Origin of the sequence: Ruminococcus sp. AF37-20, from assembly GCF_003460465.1 — a bacterium.
GTDB classification, from domain to species: Bacteria; Bacillota; Clostridia; order Oscillospirales; family Ruminococcaceae; genus Hominimerdicola; species Hominimerdicola aceti.
In genome coordinates, this window is record NZ_QTVE01000009.1 from 66,366 (window position 1) to 87,315 (window position 20,950).

The 20,950-nt window shown below is 41.0% G+C and carries 23 protein-coding genes; 19 read left to right on the top strand and 4 right to left on the bottom strand.

The window, feature by feature from the left end; genetic code table 11:
- Positions 1–126: 126 nt before the first annotated feature.
- The 4 genes from DW015_RS07550 to rpe all read left to right on the top strand — a co-directional run bounded on the left by DW015_RS07550 (position 127) and on the right by rpe (position 3,228).
- Positions 127–579 carry an OadG family transporter subunit gene (locus DW015_RS07550; RefSeq protein WP_051706523.1) on the top strand — a complete coding sequence of 151 codons (453 nt, stop codon included), beginning with the start codon at positions 127–129 and terminating at the stop codon, positions 577–579.
- Between the two features lie 31 nt (positions 580–610).
- Complete coding sequence (locus DW015_RS07555; protein ID WP_117905203.1) at positions 611–1,834, top strand: sodium ion-translocating decarboxylase subunit beta; 1,224 nt, start codon at positions 611–613, stop codon at positions 1,832–1,834.
- 69 nt (positions 1,835–1,903) lie between these two features.
- Entirely contained in the window at positions 1,904–2,488 is a 585-nt protein-coding gene (gene yfbR / locus DW015_RS07560) for a 5'-deoxynucleotidase (protein ID WP_117905204.1), read from the top strand.
- Between the two features lie 86 nt (positions 2,489–2,574).
- Positions 2,575–3,228, top strand: coding sequence for a ribulose-phosphate 3-epimerase (rpe, locus tag DW015_RS07565; RefSeq protein WP_117905205.1), 654 nt, complete (start codon positions 2,575–2,577; stop codon positions 3,226–3,228).
- Here the strand turns inward: rpe and DW015_RS07570 are convergent.
- Both DW015_RS07570 and DW015_RS07575 read right to left on the bottom strand, forming a co-directional pair.
- Positions 3,211–3,747, bottom strand: coding sequence for an adaptor protein MecA (locus tag DW015_RS07570; RefSeq protein ID WP_181979876.1), 537 nt, complete (start codon positions 3,745–3,747; stop codon positions 3,211–3,213). The two genes, rpe and DW015_RS07570, sit on opposite strands and share 18 nt — an antisense overlap.
- Before the next feature lie 78 nt (positions 3,748–3,825).
- On the bottom strand, positions 3,826–5,769 hold the full coding sequence (locus tag DW015_RS07575) for an ABC-F family ATP-binding cassette domain-containing protein (RefSeq protein WP_117905207.1): 1,944 nt from the start codon (positions 5,767–5,769) through the stop codon (positions 3,826–3,828).
- 217 nt (positions 5,770–5,986) lie between these two features.
- On the opposite strand from DW015_RS07575, the gene speD reads away from it, so the two are divergent.
- The 11 genes from speD to nspC are packed head-to-tail and all read left to right on the top strand — an operon-like array spanning position 5,987 to position 14,382.
- The gene (gene speD, locus DW015_RS07580; RefSeq protein ID WP_171028812.1) at positions 5,987–6,802 is read left to right on the top strand and encodes an adenosylmethionine decarboxylase; all 816 of its coding nucleotides are present in this window, start codon (positions 5,987–5,989) and stop codon (positions 6,800–6,802) included.
- A 16-nt stretch (positions 6,803–6,818) separates the two neighbouring features.
- The gene (locus DW015_RS07585) at positions 6,819–8,270 is read left to right on the top strand and encodes an aminotransferase class I/II-fold pyridoxal phosphate-dependent enzyme (protein ID WP_038671728.1); all 1,452 of its coding nucleotides are present in this window, start codon (positions 6,819–6,821) and stop codon (positions 8,268–8,270) included.
- A 16-nt stretch (positions 8,271–8,286) separates the two neighbouring features.
- The gene (gene speE / locus DW015_RS07590) at positions 8,287–9,138 is read left to right on the top strand and encodes a polyamine aminopropyltransferase (protein ID WP_117905208.1); all 852 of its coding nucleotides are present in this window, start codon (positions 8,287–8,289) and stop codon (positions 9,136–9,138) included.
- Between the two features lie 11 nt (positions 9,139–9,149).
- Complete coding sequence (gene speB, locus DW015_RS07595) at positions 9,150–9,998, top strand: agmatinase (protein WP_117905209.1); 849 nt, start codon at positions 9,150–9,152, stop codon at positions 9,996–9,998.
- Between the two features lie 11 nt (positions 9,999–10,009).
- On the top strand, positions 10,010–10,921 hold the full coding sequence (locus DW015_RS07600; protein WP_117905210.1) for a YwqG family protein: 912 nt from the start codon (positions 10,010–10,012) through the stop codon (positions 10,919–10,921).
- A gap of 28 nt (positions 10,922–10,949) precedes the next feature.
- Positions 10,950–12,152 carry a saccharopine dehydrogenase family protein gene (locus tag DW015_RS07605; protein ID WP_117905211.1) on the top strand — a complete coding sequence of 401 codons (1,203 nt, stop codon included), beginning with the start codon at positions 10,950–10,952 and terminating at the stop codon, positions 12,150–12,152.
- A 14-nt stretch (positions 12,153–12,166) separates the two neighbouring features.
- The gene (locus DW015_RS07610; protein ID WP_022288394.1) at positions 12,167–12,406 is read left to right on the top strand and encodes a hypothetical protein; all 240 of its coding nucleotides are present in this window, start codon (positions 12,167–12,169) and stop codon (positions 12,404–12,406) included.
- Between the two features lie 33 nt (positions 12,407–12,439).
- The gene (locus tag DW015_RS07615) at positions 12,440–12,649 is read left to right on the top strand and encodes a hypothetical protein (protein WP_038673182.1); all 210 of its coding nucleotides are present in this window, start codon (positions 12,440–12,442) and stop codon (positions 12,647–12,649) included.
- On the top strand, positions 12,630–12,950 hold the full coding sequence (locus DW015_RS07620; protein ID WP_022288396.1) for a YbjQ family protein: 321 nt from the start codon (positions 12,630–12,632) through the stop codon (positions 12,948–12,950). The genes DW015_RS07615 and DW015_RS07620 overlap by 20 nt, the downstream gene beginning before the upstream one ends.
- Positions 12,951–13,235 carry a hypothetical protein gene (locus DW015_RS07625; RefSeq protein WP_046439728.1) on the top strand — a complete coding sequence of 95 codons (285 nt, stop codon included), beginning with the start codon at positions 12,951–12,953 and terminating at the stop codon, positions 13,233–13,235.
- Positions 13,236–13,251: 16 nt separating this feature from the next.
- On the top strand, positions 13,252–14,382 hold the full coding sequence (gene nspC / locus DW015_RS07630) for a carboxynorspermidine decarboxylase (protein WP_117905212.1): 1,131 nt from the start codon (positions 13,252–13,254) through the stop codon (positions 14,380–14,382).
- Between the two features lie 47 nt (positions 14,383–14,429).
- Here the strand turns inward: nspC and DW015_RS07635 are convergent, their stop codons facing one another.
- Positions 14,430–15,215: an HAD family hydrolase gene (locus tag DW015_RS07635; protein ID WP_117905213.1), complete on the bottom strand. Its 786-nt coding sequence runs from the start codon at positions 15,213–15,215 to the stop codon at positions 14,430–14,432.
- A 427-nt stretch (positions 15,216–15,642) separates the two neighbouring features.
- Between DW015_RS07635 and DW015_RS07640 the strand changes: the two genes are divergently transcribed.
- Complete coding sequence (locus DW015_RS07640; RefSeq protein ID WP_117905214.1) at positions 15,643–17,913, top strand: LTA synthase family protein; 2,271 nt, start codon at positions 15,643–15,645, stop codon at positions 17,911–17,913.
- 106 nt (positions 17,914–18,019) lie between these two features.
- Here the strand turns inward: DW015_RS07640 and rpmB are convergent, their stop codons facing one another.
- Entirely contained in the window at positions 18,020–18,205 is a 186-nt protein-coding gene (rpmB, locus tag DW015_RS07645) for a 50S ribosomal protein L28 (RefSeq protein ID WP_022288401.1), read from the bottom strand.
- 248 nt (positions 18,206–18,453) lie between these two features.
- Between rpmB and DW015_RS07650 the strand changes: the two genes are divergently transcribed.
- The 3 genes from DW015_RS07650 to scpB are packed head-to-tail and all read left to right on the top strand — an operon-like array spanning position 18,454 to position 20,932.
- Positions 18,454–19,119, top strand: a complete 666-nt coding sequence (locus DW015_RS07650) for a site-2 protease family protein (RefSeq protein WP_038671741.1) — start codon at positions 18,454–18,456, stop codon at positions 19,117–19,119.
- A 26-nt stretch (positions 19,120–19,145) separates the two neighbouring features.
- Entirely contained in the window at positions 19,146–20,348 is a 1,203-nt protein-coding gene (locus DW015_RS07655; RefSeq protein ID WP_117905215.1) for a segregation/condensation protein A, read from the top strand.
- 20 nt (positions 20,349–20,368) lie between these two features.
- Positions 20,369–20,932, top strand: a complete 564-nt coding sequence (gene scpB / locus DW015_RS07660) for an SMC-Scp complex subunit ScpB (RefSeq protein WP_117905216.1) — start codon at positions 20,369–20,371, stop codon at positions 20,930–20,932.
- Positions 20,933–20,950: the final 18 nt, after the last annotated feature.

Below are 20,950 nucleotides of genomic sequence, written 5' to 3' on the forward strand. Positions count from 1 at the left end.
AACAAAAATAGGTGTTGACTTGGAGATAATTTTGTGAAAAAAATGTGGGAAAAAGTCTTGCTATTTGTGTGGCTTTGGTGTATAATAATATTAAGTTTTATTATACTTACAGTAAGGAGAATTTTTATGATCAATTTTCTTAACACTGCAGCTCAGATGGTTGCGGCAAAGAGCACGATCAGTCCTGACCAAAAAGATCTTGGTGCTGGAACTGTTGCCTCTGTCGTTATCACGGGTATAGTTGTGGTATTTATCGGACTTGTTCTGCTTATTCTGCTTGTGTCGATATACGGCAAAATATTTGACGTTATCAACGGCAGAGCTGCAAGAAAGGCTGAAGAGGCAAAAAAAGCTGCTGAAGCTGCAAAGGCTGTTGCTAAGCCGGAGCCAATAAAGGCTGCTGCTCCTGTTGTAGAAGACGGCATTGAAGAAGAAACAGTTGCTGTTATCATGGCTGCAATTTCGGCTATGAGCAGTGCAGAGGGCAAGAAGCTCGTTCTCAAGAGCGTTAAAACTGCCAAACCACAGAGACCTGCATGGTCTACAGCTGGTATAATCGATAATACAAGACCATTTTAGTGCAGTTGACGTGAAAGGAACGTGATAATAGATGTCAATAATTAATTCATTTCTCGATACCATGGCGTCTTTGGCGTCACAGTCGGGTTTTGCGGGTTTCCTCGTAGACGGTGGCTGGAAAAATATCATAATGATACTTATTTCATTCGTATTTATGTATCTGGCTATTGCAAAGGGATTTGAGCCGCTTCTGCTTTTGCCTATCTCATTCGGTATGCTGCTTACAAACCTGCCATACGCTGAGATGTATCATCCAGACTTCTGGAACTATAAGACAGTTGCAGGCAATGACCACTATATAGATTACGGTCAGATACTTCAAAAGGGTGGTCTGTTGGATATTCTTTACATGGGCGTTAAGCTTCAGATCTATCCACCGCTCATATTCCTTGGAATCGGTGCTATGACAGACTTTGGTCCGCTGATCGCAAGTCCAAAGAGCTTCCTTATGGGTGCTGCCGCACAGGGCGGTATCTTCTTCACATTCATCGGTGCAGCTCTCTTCGGCATGAGCGCTGCTGAATGTGGTTCTATCGCTATTATCGGCGGTGCAGACGGTCCTACATCTATCTATGTATCTTCAAGACTTCTTACCTCAAACAGTAATATCGGCGTTGGTACTATTGCACTTGCAGCCTATACATACATGGCTCTTGTTCCTATTATCCAGCCGCCTATCATGAAGGCTCTTACAACAAAGAAAGAGCGTTCAGTAGTAATGGGTCAGCTAAGACCTGTTTCTAAGGTAGAAAAGCTTATTTTCCCTATCCTTGTAACTATCGTTATCTCTCTCATGGTTCCTTCAGCAGCTCCACTGGTTGGTATGCTCATGTTTGGTAACCTTCTTAAAGAGAGCGGCGTCTGCGACAGACTTGTTAAGACTGCTCAGAACGAGCTTATGAACATCATCACGATCTTCCTTGGTGTAACAGTTGGTGCAACGACTCAGGCTGATAAGATCATGAACATTCAGTTTGCAGAAGTTATGGCACTTGGCGTTGTAGCATTCTCACTTGGTACAGCCTGCGGTGTTCTTCTTGGTAAGCTTATGTATGTTCTTTCGGGTCACAAGATCAATCCTCTTATCGGTTCAGCAGGTGTATCTGCCGTTCCAATGGCAGCTCGTATCTCTCAGAAGGTTGGTCAGCAGGAAGTTCCTACAAACTATCTGTTGATGCACGCTATGGGTCCTAATGTTGCCGGCGTTATCGGTTCAGCCGTTGCTGCTGGTGTTCTTCTTACAATTGTAAGATAAGTTCAGAAAATTTTTCGGGACGATGAAAAGCATCGTCCCGATTTTTGTGTATAGTTTAGGAGTGTTGATATGTCAGAAAGTAAATTTTTTGCAGTGATATCCCGTATGAAATATATAAATCGTTGGGCGCTTATGCGAAACACGATCAATGAGAATATTAGCGAGCATTCCCTTGAAGTTGCTTTTATTGCACATGTGCTTGCTCTTATCAGAAATAAGCGATTTGGCGGTAATGTTTCTCCTGAGAGATGTGCGTTACTTGCTATGTATCATGATGTCACTGAAATAATCACAGGAGACTTGCCTACGCCTATAAAATATTATAGCCATGAGATAAAGGGCGCATATGATGAGATCGAGCAGAAAGCCAAAAATACTCTGGTGTCTTATCTTCCTGATGATCTGAAAGATGACTTTGAGCCGCTTTTCTGTAAAACTCCACAGGAAGAAGAAGCATGGACTCTTGTTAAAGCGGCTGATAAGCTTTCTGCACTTATAAAGTGCCTTGAAGAAAGACAAATGGGAAATACTGATTTTGCATCAGCAGAAAAATCTACACTTGAATCTATTGTCGCAATGAATATTCCTGAAGCAAATGTTTTTCTTGATGAATTTATTCCTGCTTATACATTAACTCTTGACGAACAAGCTTGACAACGGTTCAGCGGTGTTGTATAATAGAAATTGAAATTATAGGACAATATTAAGTGGGAAAATATTGAATTAACGGAGGCTTTCAATTGGATATTATCGTTTCTGCGTCGCTGCTTGCCTGCGACTTTTCAAACCTTGCGTTCGAGATAAAGCGTGCTGAGGACGCTGGCGTTGATTGGATTCATTATGATGTCATGGACGGAATGTTTGTGAGAAATATAAGTTTTGGCGAACCGCTTTTGAAAAGTGTCGGCAAAAGCATAACTGTTCCAGTAGACGTTCATCTTATGATTTGCGATCCTATCAGATATATTGATAACTATGCAGACCTTGGAGCTGACCTTATAACTTTTCATTATGAGGCGGCTGATGATCCGCAAGCTGTTATTGATAAAATACATTCGAGGGGGCTCAAGGCAGGAATCTCCATTAAGCCTGCAACACCTGTAAGTGCGATCCAGCCATTTCTTAAATCTGTTGATATGGTACTCGTTATGACAGTAAACCCAGGTTTTGGCGGTCAAAAGTTTATTCCTGACACTCTTGAAAAAATAAGCGAAGTGAGATATCTGATTGATCAGACGGAAAGGGATATCAGACTTCAGGTTGACGGTGGCGTAAATCTCGAAACTGCCGGTTTGCTTAAAGAATCGGGTGCAGACACTTTAGTAACGGGAACATATGCTTTTAAGGCAAAGGATATGACAGAGGCTGTTAAGCTTCTAAGAGAAATAGTTTAGTTTTTCAAAGGGAGTACTGCTCAATAATGGGCTGTACTCCTTTATTTTATTCATAATCACGCTGTCAGCAGTACAGGCTTTCAGCAACGCTTTTTTTGCAACTGTTGAGCGTGCGTATCCTATGGTGAAGATTAGAGCATGACCACTAGGAAGCTGATACAGACTGCTTTTTATAATCTTTTCGGAGTATTTTTTGTGTATTTCAGTAGCTTTTGATATTAGCTCGTTTGGATCGTAGCTGATTATGGCAAGTTCAGTGGTGTGATGATTGTCGTTTTTAGGTAGTATAAAATATATGTTTATTGTTTCTTCACTTGTCAAAGCAACATCAACTTCAATATTTCCTTCGGATATTTTTATAAGTCCTGTTTCTCTGAGTATAAACATGAGTTCAGATAAAAAATCTTCGCTTCTTGGGCTTCTTTTCTCAAAATCTTCAAAGGATATATTCATTATCCGCATATCCTTTTCGTTGAGAATAACTTTTATTTCATACTCTGACAGCCTTTTTATCTCCAAAACAAACACCCCTTATGTATAATGTCAGTCTGTGCTGTATCATTATACTCATAAGGGGTGTTTTCTGTGAAAATTTGTTTATGAAAGCTGGTCGGAAAGCTCAGCCCATTCGTCCATTTTCTGGTCAAGGGCGGTTTTGGCTTCTTCAAGCTCTTTGCATTTCTCGCTCATTTTGCTGTAGTCGGAAGCTATCTCAGGGTCAGATATGGCATTTTCAAGTTCAAATATCAGAACTTCTGTGTCTTCGATCTCCTTTTCAAGTTCTCTTATGCGGTTGCGTTTTTGAGCGTCAGCGGCACGCTGTTCCTTACTGCGATATTGTCTTGCTTTGTTTTCTTTGTACGCTTTTTCCTCTTCAGCCCGTTTAATCTCTGCTTCGCTCTGCATCTTGAGCTGACGGGCAGCGTTCACCGCTTCGCTGTATGCGTCAAAGTTGCCCTCGTATGAGTTCACCTCGTCATGCTTTATCTCTATTATCCTGCTTGCTACCTTGTTAAGTAGATATCTGTCATGAGATACAAGGATTATCGTTCCACCAAACTCTGCCAAAGCGTCCTCCAGCACTTCTTTTGTGTTTAGGTCAAGGTGGTTTGTAGGCTCGTCAAGCACAAGTACATTTCCACGATTGAGAGCCATTATGGCAAAGCAAAGCTTCGCTCTTTCGCCACCGCTGAGAACAGAAATAGGCTTGAACACATTCTCGCCTGTAAGCAGAACTGCACCTAGTACGCTTCTTGCCTGCTGTTCAGATAATCTTGGATAGCGATCCATTATTTCTTCAAGCACTGTCTTATGGGGATCAAGTATAGCGTGTTCCTGTTCAAAATAGGATATCTTCACGTTTCCGCCCCAGCTTATATTGCCGCCCTCGTGTGGGATAATGCCTTGGATAAGTTTCAGTATGGAAGTTTTTCCGATACCGTTCGCACCGATTATAGCAACGTGCTCTCCACGGCGAACGTTCATGGTAAGTGACTTTATAAGCTCCTTTTTGTCAGAACCCTCGCCAACGACCAGCGGACAGTCAACAACTCGAACAATATCCTTTGTTGGCTCAATATCATATTCAAGCTTTATCTTTGGAGGCTTTGTGTACATAAGCGGTTTGTCGATACGCTCGATACGGTCAAGCATATGCTGTCTTGACTTCGCCATTTTTGAGGTTGAAGCCCTGACGAGATTTTTCGCCACATAGTCCTCAAGCTTTGCTATCTCTTTTTGCTGTGCCTCATATTCTTTGAGCTGACGCTTTGAGTTCATTTTCTTTTGCGCAAGATAGGAGGAATAGTCCCCTCGATATGATGTGAGCCTGCCTTGTTCTATCTCACATATTCTCGTACAGACCTTGTTTAGAAAATATCTGTCGTGTGAAACTATGATTATTGCACCCTTGTAGCCTTTGAGATAGTCCTCTAACCACATGAGCGTTTCAAAATCAAGGTGGTTGGTAGGCTCGTCCAGTATAAGCAGATTAGGCTCTTCAAGAAGAAGCTTAGCCAGTGCAAGACGTGTTTTTTCACCGCCTGAAAGGGTAGAGATTACTCTGTCTGTAGGTGTTGAGCCAAAGCCCATGCCGTTAAGAACCTGCTTTATTTTTACATCTATCCTATATCCGTCCCGAGCCTCAAAGTATGAAGAAAGCTCAGCATATTCGTGGCTTATACTGTCAATATCTCCGCCATCTGCCATTTTCTTTTCAAGGACTTTCATTTTATCCAGTGTTTCAAGGAGGGGAGCGAAAGCGTTCTTCATTTCCTCACCTATGGTAAGCTCAGAATTAAGTCCGCTGTTCTGCCTTAAAAAGCCAATGGAAGCCTTGCCTGCGATATTCACAGAGCCTAGTCCTTCAGGGGTCTTGTCATAGCCCTCTCTGCCTGTAATGATATTGAGCAGGGTAGACTTTCCACATCCGTTTATGCCGATAAGTCCAACGGCTTCTCTGTCTTCAACTGTGAAATTTATATCCTTGAGCAGTGCCTGCCCATTGAAATATTTGTAAAGATGTTCAACATTCAATAACATTGTATATTTCTCCTGTAACAATTATCAGAACTTATTATACACTATTTTCTTCTTGATTTCAACCTTTTTTATTTTATAGCTGCACTTATGCCATGCTTAATAAAAAAATATGAAAAAAGTGCGTAAAACTATGTACTTTTTGATCGAGATGTGGTATAATGAAAACAAGTCTATAATTTTAGTCTTGATAGGCTGATTATTTTATCCGAAAGGACGGGTGATGTTAGGGTTGGAGCAGAAGCTTTCTTTGTATGGTTTTAATAATCTAACCAAGACCCTTAGCTTTAACATATATGATGTATGTTATGCCAAAACTGAAAGAGAACAAAAGGAATATATTGCTTATATTGACGAGCAGTATAATTCAGAAAGACTTACGAAAATTCTTTGCGACGTTACTGAGATGATAGGCGCAAGGATACTTAATATATCAAAACAGGATTATGAGCCGCAGGGTGCATCTGTGAACGTGCTTATTGCGGAGAAAGCACTCGATGAGGACAGTATCGACCCTTCGTGCAATCAAGGAAAAATAGGCGGCGATGTGCCTGAAATGATACACGCTCACCTTGACAAAAGCCATGTAACTGTTCACACATTTCCTGAATATCACCCAGACAACTCCATTTCCACATTCCGAGTGGATATAGATGTTTCTACTTGCGGAACCATCTCTCCGCTAAACGCACTGAATTATCTTATCAGCAGCTTTGACTCTGATATCATCACTATTGACTACCGAGTAAGAGGATTTACCCGAGATGTTTTGGGAAAAAAGTTTTTTATCGATCACAAGATAACTTCGATTCAGGATTATATAGATAAAAATACGCTGACTAAATATGACGCAATAGATGTCAATGTTTACCAGTCGAATATTTTCCATACCAAGCTTCTCATTAAGGATATCGACTTGCAGAATTATCTTTTCAAGCAGGACGTATATGAGCTTACGCCGAAGCAAAGGCTTGACATAACAGATAGTCTGCGCCGTGAGATGATAGAGATATACAGCGGCATGAACATATACTGATAAGGTAGTGATAGATTTGAACTTAACACAGAATAATGCACCTGTGTATGAGGCTTTAAAAAAACATATGAGGAACAGAGTGGTGCGTCTTGACGTACCCGGTCACAAGGGCGGAAGAATGAATAAAGAGCTTCGTGACTTTTTGGGCGTGGATTGTCTGAAGTGCGATGTAAACTCCATGAAGCCACTTGACAACCTTTGTCACCCTGTTTCTGTGATAAAAGATGCTGAAATGCTTGCCGCTGAGGCTTTTGGTGCAAAGCACGCTTTCTTTATAGTAAATGGTACTACTGCCGCAGTACAGACGATGATATTTACAAGCTGTAAGGCAGGAGATAAGATAATAATGCCAAGAAACGTTCACAGAAGTGCTATCAATGCACTTGTTGTGTGCGGCGCTATACCTGTTTATGTAAACCCAGGCACAAACAAACAACTTGGAATACCTCTTGGAATGTCCGTTAAGGACGTTGAAAAAGCTATCAAGGAAAATCCTGATGCAAAGGCTGTTTTGGTGAATAACCCGACTTATTACGGAATTTGCTCTGATATAAAAAGTATCGTCAAGCTTGCTCATGAGCATGGTATGTTGGTGCTTGCGGACGAAGCACATGGCACTCACCTTTATTTCGGCGAGGGTCTGCCTTGCTCTGCAATGGCGGCAGGAGCGGATATGGCGGCAGTATCAATACACAAAACAGGAGGAAGCCTAACACAGTCATCGCTCCTTCTTTGTGCAGACACTGTTTCAGAGGGTTATGTAAGACAGATAATTAACCTCACTCAGACCACAAGCGGCTCTTATCTGCTTATGGTATCCCTTGACCTTGCAAGAAAAAATCTTGCGCTCAACGGCAAGGAGCTTTTTAAAAAGGCAGTCGACTATGCCGATTATGCAAGGGAAGAGATAAACAAGATAGGCGGCTATTACGCCTTCGGTCGGGAGCTTGAAAACGGCGATGATATCTTCGCATTTGACAGCACAAAGCTTTCCGTTCACACAAGAGCCATGGGACTGGCAGGTGTTGAGGTCTATGACATTCTCCGTGACGATTACGACATTCAGATAGAGTTCGGTGATATCGGAAATATACTTGCTATAGTTTCCGCAGGAGATAGAGAGCTTGAGATTGAGCGTTTTATATCCGCACTTTCCGAAATTAAAAGGCTTTATTCAAAAGACCCGTCAGGAATGTTTGACCACGAATATATCAATCCTATCGTTGAGATACCGCCGCAGCAAGCTTTCTACAGCGAGAAAAAATCAGTGCCTATCGAAGAAAGTAACGGTATGATATGCGGAGAATTCGTTATGTGCTATCCGCCGGGAATACCTATCCTTGCCCCTGGTGAGAAGATAACTTCCGACATACTTAATTATATCGCATACTGTAAAGAAAAGGGCTGTTTCCTTACAGGTACGGAGGATCTTGAGATAAACAACATAAACGTAGTGGTAAATTCATAGAGAGGAGATACATTTTATGGATCTTTGGTTTACTGAGAAACATACGGACGATGTTAATTTCACCATTCGTGTAAAAAAACAGCTTTATTCTAAAAAAAGCTATTATCAGGAAATAGACGTTTTTGACACATATGAGTTCGGCAGGGTATTGGTGCTTGACGGCTTTATAATGCTTACCGAAAAGGACGAGTTCATCTATCATGAAATGGTAACGGCAGTGCCTATGGCGGTCAATCCTGAGATAAAAAAGGTGCTTGTTATTGGTGCGGGGGACGGTGGAACTATCCGTGAGCTTTGCAGATATAACACTATTGAGAAGATAGATATGGTGGAGATAGATGAGCAGGTAGTAAATGTGTGCAAGGAGTATCTTCCACAGACAGCCTGTGCATTTGACGACCCTAGACTTACCCTTTATATTGAGGACGGTCTGAAATTCGTTCGCCGCAAGGAAAATGAATATGACCTTATTATAGTTGATTCAACCGACCCGTTTGGACCGGGAGAGGGACTTTTTACAAAAGAATTTTACGGCAACTGCTCAAAGGCGCTCACCGACTGCGGAATACTTATAAACCAACATGAAAGCACTTATTATGATTCCTATGTGGATATGGTAAAGCGCACACACAGAAGAATAGGCAGTGCGTTCCCAGTTTCAATGGTCTATCAGACACATATACCTACCTATCCGTCGGGTCATTGGCTTTTCGGCTTTGCCTCGAAAAATCTTCACCCTATATATGACCTTAAGGCTGATGAGTGGAAAAAGTTCGGCATAAAGACAAGATATTATAACACAGAGCTTCACAAGGGCTGTTTCGCACTGCCGAATTACGTCCTTGATGTACTTGAGGACTGTGACTAAAGGAGAGAAGTATGGAAAAGAATGTTCATACCTTTATAGGCTGTGATTGTGAATATGATGATTCAAAGATAGTTCTTTTCGGCGCACCATATGACAGCACAACATCGTTCAGACCCGGCACAAGATTTGCAAGCTCTGCAATGCGTAATGAGAGTTTCGGCATAGAAACTTACTCACCGTATCAAGATAAGGACCTCCTTGATGTGAATGTGTTCGACAGCGGCGACCTTGAACTGCCATTTGGCAATCCTGAGGGCGCACTGAGGAATATCCAAAGCCGTACATCAGAAATACTTGACGACGGCAAAGTGCCTTGCATGATAGGTGGCGAACACCTTGTCACTCTTGGTGCGGTTAGAGCTGTGGCAGAGAAATATCCAGATCTGCATATCGTTCACTTTGACGCTCATGCCGATCTGAGGGACGATTACCTTGGCGTGAAAGAGTCACACGCCTGTGTGCTTCATAGATGCTGGGATATTGTGGGCGACGGAAAGATATATCAGTTCGGTATCAGAAGCGGTGACAGGGACGAGTTCAAGTTTGCGAAAGAGCATACTTTTATGGAAAAGTTCGGATTCTTCAGACTTGACAGCATAGTAAAAAAACTTCATGGAAAGCCTGTTTACTTTACACTTGATCTTGATGTGCTTGATCCTTCAGAGTTTCCCGGCACTGGTACTCCAGAGGCAGGCGGAGTTACTTTCAAGGAGCTTATGTTCGCAGTGGAGGAAGTTGCAAAGCTCAATATCGTAGGCTTTGATGTGAATGAGCTTTCCCCTGTTTACGATCAGACAGGACGTTCAACAGCACTTGCCTGCAAGCTGCTGAGAGAGATACTTTTGTATTTTTATAAATAAAAGGGGAAAACATGGGGTTATTTGATATTTTTAAGAAAAAGAATACTGACGCCAATGTGCAAAATGAATTAGCAGAGGAAACTTTAGACCACGAAACAGAACTTAAAGTTGCCGAGCAGGCACTTAAAGCTGTTGAGAAAAAGACGTTAACACCTTGCGTGAGGCTAGAACTTGTTGATAATAGACCCTCTATTTTTGAGAGCAAGGTTGGCGGAATGGGCTATGTTCCACATGACGGCACTATCCCAGAGGACAAAAAAGGCAGACAGTTAAGGCTGCTGGCTCAGTTAGATTGTTCGCAGGTGGTTGGTATCGAAGATTTTCCTAAAAGTGGACTTTTGCAGTTTTGGATATTAAATGATGATGTTTACGGAATGTCTTTTGATGATATTACTTGTCAAGATACGTTCAGAATAGTTTATCACAAGGATATCGACAATACCGTTACTGAGGAAGAAGTCAAAGCTAAGTTCAAGGAAAACGGACTTGACGGAGAGTACAGTATGCCTGTAAATGGCGAGTTTGGCTTGAAATTCACTTCAAGTACTGATGTTATGAGCGAATCTGACGTAAGGTTTGAGAAGATGTTTTGTGAGTACTATAATGCTGCTCAATCGAAAAAGAAAATAAATTCTCTTATGGACATGGATATCGCTCCTGCTGACGAGATAGAGGCTTATGAGCAGAACTATCAGAACGCTTATGGTCATAAGATAGGCGGCTATCCTGCTTTTACGCAGTGGGACCCTCGTAAGGAAGATACCAAGTATGACTTTTTGCTTTTGCAGCTTGACAGCGAATTCGGCAATGGCGATGAGAAGATAATGTGGGGAGATGCAGGTATCTGCGGATTTTTTATAAACAGACAAAAGCTTAAAAATCTCGATTTTGATGATGTTATCTATAATTGGGATTGCTGTTGATAATAAATTTAGAAAGGAATGATCTAATATGTCAAGAGCATTGATAATCGGTGCAGGCGGAGTTGCAGGTGTAGTTATACACAAGTGTTGTCAGAACAGCGAGGTGTTTACTGATATCTGTATCGCCAGCAGAACAAAGTCAAAGTGCGATAAATTCAAGGAGGAGCTTCAGGATAAGACCAGGACGAATATCACAACTGCACAGGTGAACGCAGACAACGTGCCTGAGCTTGTGGCTCTTATGAAAGAATATAAGCCTGATATTTGTATCAACGTGGCTCTGCCTTATCAGGATCTCCATATCATGGACGCTTGTCTTGAGTGTAAAGTAGACTATGTTGACACAGCTAACTATGAGCCAGAGGACACTGCAAAGTTTGAATATAAGTGGCAGTGGGCTTACAGAGAGAGATTTGAAAAGGCTGGTATCACAGCGCTTCTCGGATCTGGATTTGACCCAGGTGTAACAGGTGTTTTCTGTGCATATGCTCAGAAGCATTACTTTGATGAAATAAATTATATAGATATCCTCGACTGCAATGGAGGCGATCATGGCTATCCATTCGCAACGAACTTCAATCCTGAGATAAACATAAGAGAAGTTTCCGCAAAGGGTTCTTATATTCAGGACGGCAAGTGGGTAGAAACTGAGCCAATGGAGATAAAGAGAGTTTATAACTTCGATCAGGTTGGTGAAAAGGATATGTATCTTCTCCACCACGAGGAGCTTGAATCACTTGCGCTCAACATCAAGGGTATCAAGAGGATACGTTTCTTCATGACATTTGGTCAGAGCTATCTCACACACCTTAAATGCCTTGAGGACGTGGGCATGACATCTATCGAGCCTATTGACTTTGAGGGCAAGAAGATAGTACCGCTACAGTTCCTTAAAGCAGTTCTTCCTGATCCAGCTTCACTCGGTCCAAGAACAAAGGGTAAGACAAATATCGGCTGTATCTTCCAGGGCAAAAAGGACGGCAAGGACAAGACATATTACGTTTACAACGTATGCGATCATCAGGAGTGCTATAAGGAAGTCGGTTCACAGGCTATCTCCTACACAACAGGCGTGCCTGCAATGATAGGCGCCATGATGATACTCACAGGCAAGTGGAAAAAGCCGGGCGTACACAATATAGAGGAGTTTGATCCGGATCCATTCATGGACGCACTTTACAAGTGGGGTCTGCCTTGGACAGAGAACTTTGATCCTGTTCTTGTTGACTAATAGGAGAACAAAAAATGAAGATCGAAGAAGCTTTTGCGAGATACCTCGGACAAGAGGTGCTTGTTTATACAGTTTCGCAGGGAGGCTCGCTTTCATCAGTTATAGACTGCACACTTGAAGAGATAGGCGATGGCTGGGTAAGAGTTACTCAGGGTGATGACAGAAACGAAAGTATCGTGAATACAGCCAATATCATCAGGATAAGAGAGTATCCACGAAACAAAAACGGCAAAAAGAAAATGGTTTTTGATTAAAGGTGACGAAAAGTGAAAACCAAAACAAAAAAAATGATAGCACCAGTTGTGATAGTTGCTTTGATATCTATTTATTATATAGCTATTGGCGTTATTTTTGCATATATGAATGGTGTTCCTATGCTTGCAAAGATAATTGCTCTGGTAGTTCCTGCCTTGCTGTCAGGCGTTGCAATAACGGTGCTTATTCAGCGTATAAAAGAAATAAAGAAGGGCGAAGATGATGATCTTAGTAAATACTGATTATATTTCTGGCAAAAAGCTTGAAATGCTTGGGCTTGTCAAAGGCTCAACTATCCAGACCAAAAATGTCGGAAAGGATATCATGCAGAGCTTTAAAAATCTTGTTGGCGGAGAACTTACAGCCTATAATGAGATGATGAATGATGCAAGAGCTCTTGCCACGAAGAGAATGGTGGTTGAAGCTGAACAAATGGGTGCTGATGCAGTAGTTAATATAAGATATGCTTCATCTGCTATTGCGGCAGGCGCGGCTGAGGTCATTGCATACGGAACGGCAGTAAAATTTATGGGGGACGAGTAAATGATATTGATGATAGACGATGTTAAAATGGTAAATGCTGATATGTTTTACCCGTATGTCAGCAAGGCACTTGCTCATGATATGGATTCTATAGCTAACGGCGACAAGCTTTATGAGAAGCTCTGTGAAGTCGAAGAGCCATTGGAAATAATGATACATGACTTTGACGATATTCCTGAGGAGAGCCTTGAATTTGCCAAGGGTGTTCTTAGTGTTTTTATGGACGCAAGAATGAAAAACAAAAATATTACAGTAAACTTTATCAACGATGGTTCATATAGATGAGCCGTGGAGGAAAAGAATGTTTGATATTTCCAAGGTGAAAACCCCTTGTTATGTTGTTGACGAAGCAAAGCTTCTAAAAAATCTGACTATCTTGGATAATGTCATGGAGAAAACGGGTTGTAAAATACTTTTGGCACAGAAAGCTTTTTCCATGTATAGCACATATCCTATGATATCACAGCACTTGAAAGGCACTACCGCAAGCGGTCTTTATGAGGCAAAGCTTGGCAGGGAAGAGTTTGACGGAGAAGTTCATGTTTATTCTCCTGCATACACAGAAAAGGACATGAATGAGCTTGTTCAGATATGCGACCATATCGTGTTCAACTCACCAAAACAGTGGCAGAAATTCAAGGGCATTGTTGAAAAAAGCGACAGGAAGATATCCTGTGGAATAAGGTGCAATCCTGAGTATTCGGAGATCGAAACGGATATCTACAATCCATGCTTCAAAAATTCAAGGCTCGGAACAACTTTAGATAATTTTGATGACAGTCTTATCGACGGCATAGATGGTCTGCATTTTCATACTATGTGTGAGCAAGGCTCTGATGTGCTAAAAAGAACGATACCGCATATTGAGGAGAAGTTCGGCAAGTATCTTTACAATATGAAATGGATAAATCTTGGTGGTGGACATCACATAACCCGTGATGACTATGACCTAGATACCCTTATCGAGTGTGTGAATTATCTTCATGACAAATATGGTGTTCAGGTTTATCTTGAGCCTGGTGAGGCTGTTGCACTCAATGCAGGATATCTTGTTTCAGAGGTGATAGACACGGCTAAAAACGGCATGGATCTTGCTATCCTTGACGCATCAGCTGCTTGTCATATGCCTGATGTTTTGGAAATGCCTTACAGACCAAATGTTGTTGGTTCGGGTGTTGCAGACGAAAAGGCTTACACATATCGCCTTGGCGGTCCGACCTGTCTTGCAGGTGACATAATCGGGGATTATTCCTTTGATAAGCCGCTTAAAGAAGGTGACAGGCTTGTTTTCTGCGATATGGCTATATATTCCATGTGTAAAAACAATACTTTCAACGGAATGCCTTTGCCGTCAATATATCTTCAAAAGCTTGACGGCGAGTTGGAGCTTATAAAAGAGTTCGGCTATGATGATTTTAAAATGAGATTATAAGAAAAAGCGGTCTGATTTTTGGTCAGATCGCTTTGTTTATGTTTTATTTATGCAAGGCAGTGTTTTTCAATTTCTTTCATAACGCTGTTGTCATTGTTTGAGCCTGTCATGAAATTTGCTACCTTTTTAATAGACTCATGAGCATTTGACATTGCAAAGCTGTAGTAAGAATTGTTGAGCATATCAACATCGTTAAGATAATCGCCGAAAGCCATGGTTTCTTCATATCGTACTCCAATGCGGTTTTCTATGGTTCGCAGTGCAGTGCCTTTTGTTACGCCCTTATTCATTATATCCGTCCAGTATTTACCCGAAAGCTGCACGTTGAAATTTTCGCCGAAGCGTTCTTCAAGCTTGCTGTAGCCGTCATTTTCAATGCCGCTTTCTTCAAAAACGGCTATCTTGAAAACATCATCGTCAACAAGGGTGAGATCCTCCATCTTTACTTGATTTACATAGTATGAAGCTATTTCTTGGTGCTGACTGTCATTTTTTGAGTTATGCCATGTGCCATTTTTTCCGCAAAGAAGAACTGTAAGTCCTAATTTGTCGCAAAATCTAACAGCTTCTTTAACGGTATCCTTTGGCAACACTGAAACCGAAAGAAGTTTTCCTTTATCAACAACATATGCACCATTGTCGCAAATAAATGTCATGTCGTCAAGATATTCAGAAAACTGTTTTTTTAGCGTGCAGTAGCTTCTGCCACTTGAAATAACAAATCTGATATTTTTATTAAACAGCCGTTTTACTATGTTGTCAAAATTTTCGGGAAGCTGCTTGTTATCGTCAAGCAAAGTGCCGTCCATGTCAGTTGCAATAAGTTTTATCATTGTTTTCCTCCGTGATCATTGTTATGCTCAGACATTCCTATTATAATGTATTTCCATACTATTTTCAATTCTTTTTGATTTTTGACAAAAAACTTTGTCGATTTTAATATATTTATTCCATATAAACAAAAGCACATTGAGATTATTGTACAGTTAAATTATTTTAATATACATAAAGTGTAAATTGTTTTACACGATTATTACAAAAGTGAAAAATAGCTGAAATTTCAGCTTAATTTGTTGACATTAAGGTTCAATGGGAGTAAAATATACTTTGTTCAAGGAATATTGCCTTTAAATTAGTTGGCTAGTTTGAGGAAAGTTTTGTGTATTTCACTGAAAAGGTTTTAATATGCTTGACTTTTATCAGAAAAAATTATACAATATTCTTTGCGACTGAATAAAGTAAATTGAAAAGGAGATATAAATGAATAAGGTCATAACAAAGATCCGCAGCGGAATAGGCGGATATCTGAAGGATAACATCTTGTTTCTAACATTTGTATTTGCATCTGTTCTGAATGGATTTCTTCTTAGAGCATTTACTGTTAAGTTTAATTACAGCCAGATAAAACCGCTTATGGCTGATATGGCAGTTATACTGTTGCTTGCTCTCATATCATATGTGTTCAAAAAACCGAGAAAGCAGTTTGTCTACCTTTTGATACTGACAATAATTTTCTCTATACTTTGTACGGCGAACTCAATTTATTATACAAACTATAAATCATTCATCTCAGTGTCGCTTATTTCAACGGCTTCACAGCTCGGCGGAGTAATGGACGCTGTTACTGAGAACATCATGGAACCAAAGGATCTTATTTTCCTGTGGGATATCCCTGCGATCATAGTTGTGTACATACTTCTTAAAAGACGTACAAGAGATTATATCACCGAGGTCAAGGAAAAGAGAAAGCGCCGTGGATATGCTCTTGGAACATTTTGTGTTTCCATAGGTCTTGCAGGAATATTTTGCTCAACACTTACCGGCACTGATTATTCAAGACTTGCTAAGCAGTGGAACAGAGAATATGTTCTTGGCACTTTTGGTCTTTACACATATCAGTTCAGCGATGTTATTTCCTGCACTCATGCGAAAATAAATATGATGTTTGGCTATGAGGAGAGCGAGGAGGTTTTCAATAAGTTCTATGACGATAAGTCAAAGACTGAAGAAACTTCCGAAAAGAGTAACAAGTACACAAATATTTTCAAGGGCAAGAACATTATAGTTATCCACGCTGAAAGTTTTCAGCAATTCTGTATGGATACATATATAAACGGAGAAGAGCTTACACCTAATATGAACAAGCTTGCGAGAGAGGGTCTTTATTTCTCAAATTTCTATGCTCAGGAGAGTGTGGGAACAAGCTCGGATAGCGAGTTTACCTTTGCTTCTTCTCTTATGCCAGCTTCAAGCGGTACAGTTGCTATCAACTATTGGGACAGAGATTACACTACTACCCAGAAAATGCTTAAGAAGAAGGGCTATTATACTTTCAGTATGCACGGCAACAACGGCTCTTACTGGAACAGACTTAATCTACATCATTCCCTTGGTTATGATGATTTCTTTAACTATAACAAAGATTTTAACATTGATGAAACTATTGGTCTTGGTCTGTCAGACAAATCGTTCTTCAGACAGGCAGTGCCAAAGATCGAGAAGATAAACAAGGAGCATGATAAGTGGTATGGTGCGTTCCTTATGCTCACAAACCATACGCCGTTTACTGACATTGAGCGTGTGAGCGACTATGAGGTAGATTTCAAGTATAAGATGTACAACGAAGAGGACGGGATGTATGAGGAAAAATCTGCACCGTTCCTTGAGGGTACAAAGCTTGGATCTTATTTTAAGTCTGTTCACTATGCAGATCAGGCTATCGGTCAGTTCATGACAGACCTTGACAATGCAGGACTTCTTGATAACACTGTAGTTGTTATTTATGGTGACCATGACGCAAAGATAAAGGCTGAGGAGTATGACCGATATTTCAACTATAATCCATTTACTGATTCTGTTCTTACTGAGGATGACGAGGGCTATGTTCCTGTTGACGATTTCTACTACAATCTTAACAGAAAAGTGCCGTTCATAATATGGTCAAAAGACGGCGGATATAAGCCTACAGAGGTTAAGCAGATAATGGGTATGTATGACGTTCAGCCAACACTTGGAAATATGTTTGGCTTCTCAAATGTTTATGCACTTGGTCATGATATTTTCTCTGTTGCTGATAACGAGGAAAATGTTGTTATCTTCCCAAACGGCAATTTTGTAACAGATACTGTTTACTATGATAGCCAGAAAAACACATATTTTGATCTTACGGATTACAAAAATGTGGCAACGGCGGTGTCGTGCAATCAAGTATATAAAGATGATCCTAACCCAGTGTATATGGACAACGATCAGGGTCTGTTCAAGACCACTGTGAATGAAGCATACTGTCAGGATTCTTGTAACGCACGAATAAACGACGGTGTTGTGGACGAGGATTATATCAGTAACTATTCAAATTATGCAGAGGAGCGAATTAACATTTCCAATGCTATAATCTACTATGATATGATATATAAGACCGACCACGGTTTCAGCAACAACAATATGAACGGTGACAATTCATCGTCAGGTGCTAATTCTGTTTTTGCACCGCCTGAGAATAAGAGAACATTTGGCAGACACGCTGCATAATAAAAATCGGAGTCGAGTATGATTCGGCTCCGATCTTTTTGTTGTATCTTAAAAAGCATAAAAAAAAGACTAGCCAAGCTAGTCGATTTTTTGGAATATTCAAGCATTAAGCTCTTTCTACCTTACCTGAACGCAGGCATCTTGAGCAAGCGTAAATGTGACAAGGAGTGCCGTTTACAACAGCTTTAACTCTCTTTACATTTGGCTTCCAAGTTCTGTTTGTTCTTCTGTGTGAGTGTGATACCTTGATACCAAAAGTAACGCCCTTACCGCAGATCTCGCATTTTGCCATTACGCTGCACCTCCTTTACCCTTAAAAATGCAATACTATTATTCACAATATTTAATATTATAGCATAACTGAAAAGAAATTGCAAGGGCTTTTTGAGATTTTTTTTGAAATTTCCGTAAAATCGCATATATTTATCGTTTTCGATTAAAAATAAAGACAAAATGCCTTGAAATTTCATTGAAAATAGTGTATAATTACACTTGTGATTTGTGAAATTTTGTTTTGAAATGACAGGAGGTCATGAAAATATGGATCCGCAGAAAATTCTTGATTACGGTGCAAAGCTCATTGTAATTTTCATGTGTATACCTATCCATGAGTATGCTCACGCATGGGCGGCAACAAAGCTTGGGGATGATACCCCACGTTATCAGGGTAGACTTTCCCTTAACCCTCTTGCACATCTTGACCCTATTGGTGCATTGTGCATATTCTTCATAGGTTTTGGCTGGGGCAAACCTGTTCAGGTAAACCCTATCAGGTTTAAGAATTACAGGAAGGGCATGGCACTCACGGCAGCCGCAGGTCCTATCTCAAATATCATAATGGGACTTATCGGAATAGTTCTTTATAAGCTTTTTTATGTGCTTTATATAGTGCATTATTCTATAGCTCTTTACTATGTGTCGCTTATATTATATTACTTTACAGCTATAAACGTGGGACTTGCAGTGTTCAACCTTATACCTATCCCGCCGCTTGACGGTCAGAAGATACTTTCTTACTTTACAAGCAGTAAGGTAGACCGCTTTATGGCGCAGTATCAGAACTATATCGCTATTGCATTTATGATACTTGTTGTAACAGGCGTTCTTGATACGCCTATAGGTTGGCTACAAAATGGTATGTTTTGGATAATGGATAAGCTTACATTCTGGGTTGACCCTATACTAAAAGCGATATTTTTGAAATAAAACTGTTCATGAAAGGAAAAACGTAAATGAGTGCTGCTCAGTTCAAGCTGGATATGTTTGAAGGACCGCTTGATTTGCTTCTTCACCTTATCAGCAAGCACAAACTGAATATTTACGATATTGAGATATCTTTGCTCCTTGAACAGTATATGGACTATATCAATGATCTTGACCACGAGGATTATGAGGATGCCGCTGATTTTCTTGAAATGGCGGCACGCCTTATATACATAAAGACCTGTTCGCTTCTTCCTCATGACGAGGAGTCAAAAGAGCTTAAAAAAGAGCTTGAAGGCAGGATCATCGAATATTCTCTGTGCAAACAGGCGGCACAGACTCTCCGTGAAGTTTACGTTGGTGACCTTGTTTTTATAAGGGCGGCGATAAAGCTTCCTGTAAACAAGACCTATACCCGTGAGCATGACCCTCAGTGCCTTTACGACGCTTATATGGGCATATCAAAGAAAGCCCGTGAGAGCGTTCCGCTGAAAGCGAAGATGTTCGAGCCGATAGTTTCACATAAGATAGTATCGGTCACATCGAAGATAATTCATGTCCTTAAAAGACTTTATAAGCATGGTGAATGCGATATGGGCGACCTTTATGACGGCATGACGGAGAAAAGCGAGAAAGTCGCTACTTTTCTCGCTATATTGGAGCTTACAAAGTCTGGCAGGATATTTCTCAATGACGATAACTCAAAGATTTTTTTCAACAAGGCTTCAAAGAACAAAAAAGTCGAGTCCGACTTCGATAAGCCTGTTGTTATCGAAAGCGAAACGACAGAAGCTGTCCACGAGCCTGAGCCTATAGAAAATATACTTGACGATGAGCCTTCGGGTGAGATAGAAGAAGTTGCTGATGTTGACGCAGAGCGTGAAGAAGCTTCTCAGTCAAAGCGGTATATATCTGCAAAATCCGAGCGCATATCAGGTGAAGTCATTGCGGCGTATGCTCCTGTGAAGTCAGCTGAGGAGGTCATGGCAGAAATGGAGCAGATATCTGAAAAGATAGACAGTATTGATTTACATACCGAGCCTGCTATGGCAAAGCGTGAGCCCGAACAGCCTGATGAAGCCACTATGGAGGAGATAAGGCTAATCGAACAGCTTGCGGATATCACTCCTGACACAGTGTTCAAGCCTAATTACTGGGCAAAAAGAAGATATTATTGGGGATATTCACCTGTTGGCGATGACGGAGACAATAATTTCTGGTGCTACGGATAAAATAAGAAAAGGGATAATCTATGGAACATTCAAATATACAGGCAGCCGTCGAGGCTGTGCTTTTTGCAAGCGGAGAGCCTGTGGAGAGCGAGAAGCTATGCGAGGCAGTTGGTATCGTCAAAGATCAGCTTGAGGAAGCTCTTGACTCTTTGGCGGATAAATACAGCAAGGCTGAAAGCGGAATTACGCTTCTGAGCCTTAATGGGTCATATCAGCTTGCCACAAAAGAAGAGCTTGCGTCATTCATAAAGGCGGCTTTGGAGATAAAGAAAAACTCTGTTCTTAGCCCTGCGGCAATGGAAGCGCTGACAATAGTCGCATACAATCAGCCTGTAACAAAGGGCTTTGTGGAACACGTCAGGGGAGTTGACTCCTCGGGAGTTGTAAATTCTCTCGTGGACAAGGGATTGCTTGCTGAGGCTGGCAGACTTGACCTGCCTGGCAGACCTATTGCATACAAGACGACGGACAATTTTCTCCGTTGTTTCAGGCTGTCAAGCCTGGACGATCTGCCGCCTATCCCTGATAAGCAGGAGCAGATAACCATTGACGAGATAACAAAAGAGAATGATACGGAAGAATAAAGTATGACCGTGAGGGGA